Annotated in this window: 4 protein-coding genes; 1 reads left to right on the top strand and 3 read right to left on the bottom strand. The window is 65.3% G+C overall.

All coding sequences use genetic code 11. The features are described from left to right. The 3 genes from H8A92_RS39625 to H8A92_RS39615 all read right to left on the bottom strand — a co-directional run. Positions 1–262: GNAT family N-acetyltransferase (locus tag H8A92_RS39625; protein ID WP_420831436.1), on the bottom strand; the 262-nt coding region annotated here is incomplete at its 3' end. A 129-nt stretch (positions 263–391) separates the two neighbouring features. Then, positions 392–1,534 carry a type III PLP-dependent enzyme gene (locus H8A92_RS39620; RefSeq protein WP_229200684.1) on the bottom strand — a complete coding sequence of 381 codons (1,143 nt, stop codon included), beginning with the start codon at positions 1,532–1,534 and terminating at the stop codon, positions 392–394. 660 nt (positions 1,535–2,194) lie between these two features. Beyond that, on the bottom strand, positions 2,195–2,455 hold the full coding sequence (locus H8A92_RS39615) for a hypothetical protein (protein ID WP_229186572.1): 261 nt from the start codon (positions 2,453–2,455) through the stop codon (positions 2,195–2,197). 130 nt (positions 2,456–2,585) lie between these two features. Between H8A92_RS39615 and H8A92_RS39610 the strand changes: the two genes are divergently transcribed. Next, positions 2,586–4,661 (top strand): M3 family metallopeptidase, encoded by a 2,076-nt coding sequence (locus H8A92_RS39610; protein WP_229200683.1) that lies wholly within the window; start codon positions 2,586–2,588, stop codon positions 4,659–4,661. The last annotated feature ends 11 nt before the right edge of the window (positions 4,662–4,672 follow it).

Raw genomic sequence — 4,672 nt, 5'->3', positions numbered from 1 at the left:
CGCTGCGGCCCCCCGCGGTGACGTGCCACAGCCGCACGGTTCCAACCAGCCGGCCGTCCTGGCGCACCGCCGACAGGCTCAGGCCTGTGGCGGGCGCGCGACCGTCGCGCAGGCGCTGGCAGGTGCGCGCATGGCGGTTGTCGCCAAAGCAGGCATCCAGCAGCGCTTCGCGCGCGACGACGTCCGAGGCACGCTCCGCACGGATCGCGAACGGGGCGGCATTTCGGATGAGGGCAACGGGGTCGTTCCGTTTTGCAGTCATGGCACGTCAGTCCCGGCTTGCAACGGCATGTCGTACGCCGCGGCAAGCGTCGTTCAGAAAATCAAAAATGATCGGGGAGGAGCCGGCGGGGCCGGCTCCCGGTTTATCAGGCCTCGAAAAGGAGGCGGCTTAGATGTGGTAGGTCTTCAGCGGCGGAATGCCGTTGAACGCCACCGACGAGTAGGTCGACGTATAGGCGCCGGTGCCTTCGATCAGCAGCTTGTCGCCGATCTCGAGCGTCACCGGGAGCGGATACGGCAGCTTCTCGTACAGCACGTCGGCAGAGTCGCAGGTCGGGCCCGCGAGCACGCACGGCGTCATGTCCGCCCCGTCATGGGGAGTGCGGATCGCGTAGCGGATCGACTCGTCCATCGTCTCGGCGAGACCGCCGAACTTGCCGATGTCGAGATAGACCCAGCGCACCTCGTCCTCGTCGCTCTTCTTCGAGATCAGAACGACTTCGGTCTCGATGATTCCGGCATTGCCGACCATGCCGCGGCCCGGCTCGATGATCGTCTCCGGGATCTGGTTGCCGAAATGCTTGCGCAGCGCGCGGAAGATCGACCGGCCATATTGCAGGACCGGCGGAACGTCCTTGAGATACTTGGTCGGGAAGCCACCGCCCATGTTGACCATGGTGAGGTTGATCCCGCGCTCGGCGCAGTCACGGAATACGGTCGACGCCATCGCGAGCGCGCGATCCCACGCCTTCACCTTGCGCTGCTGCGAGCCGACATGGAACGAGATGCCGCACGGCTCCAGCCCAAGGCGCTTGGCGAGGTCGAGCACGTCGACCGCCATCTCCGGGTCGCAGCCGAACTTGCGCGACAGCGGCCACTCGGCGCCTGCGCAATCATAGAGGATGCGGCAGAACACCTTGGCGCCGGGAGCGGCGCGCGCGATCTTCTCGACCTCGGCGGCGCAGTCGACCGCGAACAGGCGAATCCCGAGCGCGAAGGCACGCGCGATGTCGCGCTCCTTCTTGATCGTGTTGCCATAGGAGATGCGGTCCGGCGTCGCACCGGCGGCCAGCGCCATCTCGATCTCCGCAACGGTCGCGGTGTCGAAGCACGAGCCGAGCGAGGCCAGCAGCGCCAGCACTTCGGGCGCCGGGTTGGCCTTGACCGCGTAGAACACGCGGCTGTCCGGCAGCACCTTGGCGAAGGTCTGATAGTTGTCGCGCACGACCTCGAGGTCGACGACGAGGCACGGCTCGGTGTCGAGACCTTCGCTGCGGCGGTGACGCAGGAATTCCTGGATACGTTCGGTCATGGCACTCTCCAACGGCCCCAGCGACGGGATCCGCATCAACGTGACGTCGGATAAGAGCGCTTCGGCCACATCGCGCGATGGAGGCGCGTTGAGGCCAAGAGACTCTAACCAGACTGTGCTGCCGTGGATTGGTTGGGAGAGTTTCCCGCCCGCACACCTGGCAATGAAGGACAAGCCTTTTCAGTAGCCCGCGCCGGCGTTGGACTGCCGGTAGAGACCAAAAAAGCCCGATCCGTCGTTGCTTTAAGTCGCGTCCCCCGTTGAGAGCGGGGTGCGCCGGTTCGCCTCCGGCTGCCAGTCACGGTTGCAAAGAGTGGTGAGACCTTCAACGGCATCCCTGGAGAGAGATGCTGGCCGCCTCGTGTCCAGATGGACGTAAGCGACCCTCGGTTCTTCCACCCCTTGGCGGCTGTCCGGCCTCTTGTCCGGATACCTACCGACTGACACACGACCACAGGCACGTGCGAAATTGGGCAAGGCAGGAAATAAATCTTTTGACTTCGCGGCGCAAGAATTTTTTTGCGATAGCGACAAATTTCCCTAACGCGTGCTTGCGATCTCGCGCGCAGCACGTGTTGAAGATGAACAGCTGTTAAGAATGACTAACGAAGCGTGTGCGTTTAAGCCCTGTGCCGCAGGGCTTTCTTGAATCGCATGAGTTCACGCGCGACGCGTGAACGGCTCGACGCGCTGCGCCGCGCGGATGAAGGCGATCATGATCAGGACGCCGATGCCGAACAGCACGGCCTGCAGGATGTGCGCGCCGGTGTCGTTGAGCCCGAGCAGGATCGCGAGCGCCCAGCCGCCGGCGAACGCCGCGCCGAACACTTCGGCGCCGATCAGGATCGCCGCCGAGATGACGGTGATGACGCTCGGCCAGGCGATGGTGCGGTTGCCGGAGGCGGTGGGCTGCATGCTCATGGAATAGGTCCTGTTCAGGGGGCGCAATCTCTCCGAAAAGTGCCCATCTATCAAGCGCAAAAGGCCCAAAAATGCCGTATCGCGTGATATAGATTGGGCCGCATTTTCAAGGCGAAAAACGGGATATTCGATGTCGGAAACCAGCGCAGAAGCTCTCGCCAACCCCCTCCTGAAGGCGTGGCAGACGCCGCTCGAGACGCCGCCTTTTGCCGAGATCAAGCCGGAGCATTTCCTCCCCGCCTTCGAGCAGGCCTTCGCCGACCACTCGGCCGAAGTGGCTGCGATCACCCATGATCCGGCGCTGCCCGACTTCGACAACACCATCACGGCGCTGGAGCGCTCCGGCAAGCTGCTGTCGAAGGTCTCGGCCGTGTTCTACGACCTGGTCTCGGCCCATTCCAATCCGGCGATCCTGGAGATCGACAAGGAAGTCTCGCCCCGGATGGCGCGGCACTGGAATCCGATCATGATGAACGCTGTGCTGTTTGGCCGCATCGCCATGCTGCACGAGAAGCGCGCCTCGCTCGGCCTGACCGGCGAGCAGATGCGGCTGCTGGAGCGCACCTACACCCGCTTCCACCGCTCCGGCGCCGGGCTCGACGATGCGGCAAAGGCCCGCATGGCCGAGATCAACGAGCGGCTCGCCCATCTCGGCACCACGTTCAGCCATCATCTGCTCGGCGACGAACAGGAATGGTCCATGGAACTCGGCGAGGGCGACCGTGCCGGCCTCTCCGACACATTTGTGGCGGCGGCCAAGGCTGCGGCGGAAGAGCGCGGCATGCCCGGCAAGGCGATCGTGACGCTGTCACGCTCCTCGGTCGAGCCGTTCCTGCAGAGCTCGTCGCGGCGCGATCTGCGCGAGAAGGTCTACAAGGCCTTCACGGCCCGCGGCGACAATGGCAACGCCAACGACAACAACGCGACCATCGTGGAGATCCTCAGGCTGCGCGAGGAGACCGCGAAGATCCTGGGCTTCCCGACCTACGCCGCCTACCGCCTGGAGGATTCCATGGCGAAGACGCCGGAGGCGGTGCGTGGCTTGCTGGAGCGGGTCTGGAAGCCGGCGCGCGCGCGTGCGCTCGCCGACCGCGATGCGCTGCAGGCGCTGATCACGGAGGAGGGCGGCAACTTCACTTTGGCGTCCTGGGACTGGCGCTATTACGCCGAGAAGCTGCGCCAGCGCCGCGCCAATTTCGACGATTCCGCGATCAAGCCCTATCTGGTGCTCGACCACATGATCGAGGCCGCCTTCGACTGCGCCACCCGGCTGTTCGGCGTCACCTTCGAGGAGCGCAAGGACGTACCGGTCTGGCACCCGGATGTGCGGGTCTGGGAGGTCAAGGGCCGCGACGGCCAGCACAAGGCGCTGTTCTACGGCGACTACTTCGCGCGGTCCTCCAAGCGCTCCGGCGCCTGGATGACCTCGCTGCGCGACCAGCAGAAGCTCGACGGCGACGTCGCGCCGCTGGTCATCAATGTCTGCAACTTCGCCAAGGGCGCCGACGGCGCGCCGGCGCTGCTGTCGCCCGACGACGCGCGGACCCTGTTCCACGAATTCGGCCACGGCCTACACGGCATGCTGTCGAACGTGACCTACCCGTCGCTGTCGGGCACATCCGTGTTCACCGACTTCGTCGAGCTGCCCTCGCAGCTCTACGAGCACTGGCAGGAGCGGCCCGAGGTGCTGCAGCGCTTTGCCCGCCACTACCAGACCGGAGAGGCGCTGCCGGACGACCTGCTCAAGCGCTTCCTTGCCGCGCGCAAGTTCAACCAGGGCTTTGCCACCGTGGAGTTCGTCTCCTCTGCGCTGGTCGACCTCGAATTCCACACCCAGCCGGCGGCGGCGAGCTGGGACGTCCGCGCCTTCGAACAGAAGGAGCTGGAGAAGATCGGCATGCCCGCCGAAATCTCGCTGCGGCACCGGCCGACCCAGTTCGGCCATATCTTCTCCGGCGACCACTATGCGTCCGGCTATTACAGCTACATGTGGTCGGAGGTGATGGACGCCGACGCGTTCGGCGCCTTCGAGGAAGCCGGCGACATCTTCGATCCCGCGACCGCCAAGCGGCTGCATGACGACATCTATTCGTCGGGCGGCTCGCGCGATCCGGAGGAGGCCTATGTCGCCTTCCGCGGCCGCGAACCCGAGCCGGACGCGCTGCTGCGCCGTCGCGGCCTGCTCGAGACGCCTGAGGCGGCCTGAAGGTGCGGACG

The organism is Bradyrhizobium acaciae (assembly GCF_020889785.1).
GTDB lineage: Bacteria > Pseudomonadota > Alphaproteobacteria > Rhizobiales > Xanthobacteraceae > Bradyrhizobium > Bradyrhizobium acaciae.
This window is presented reverse-complemented; position numbering and strand designations above follow the sequence as displayed.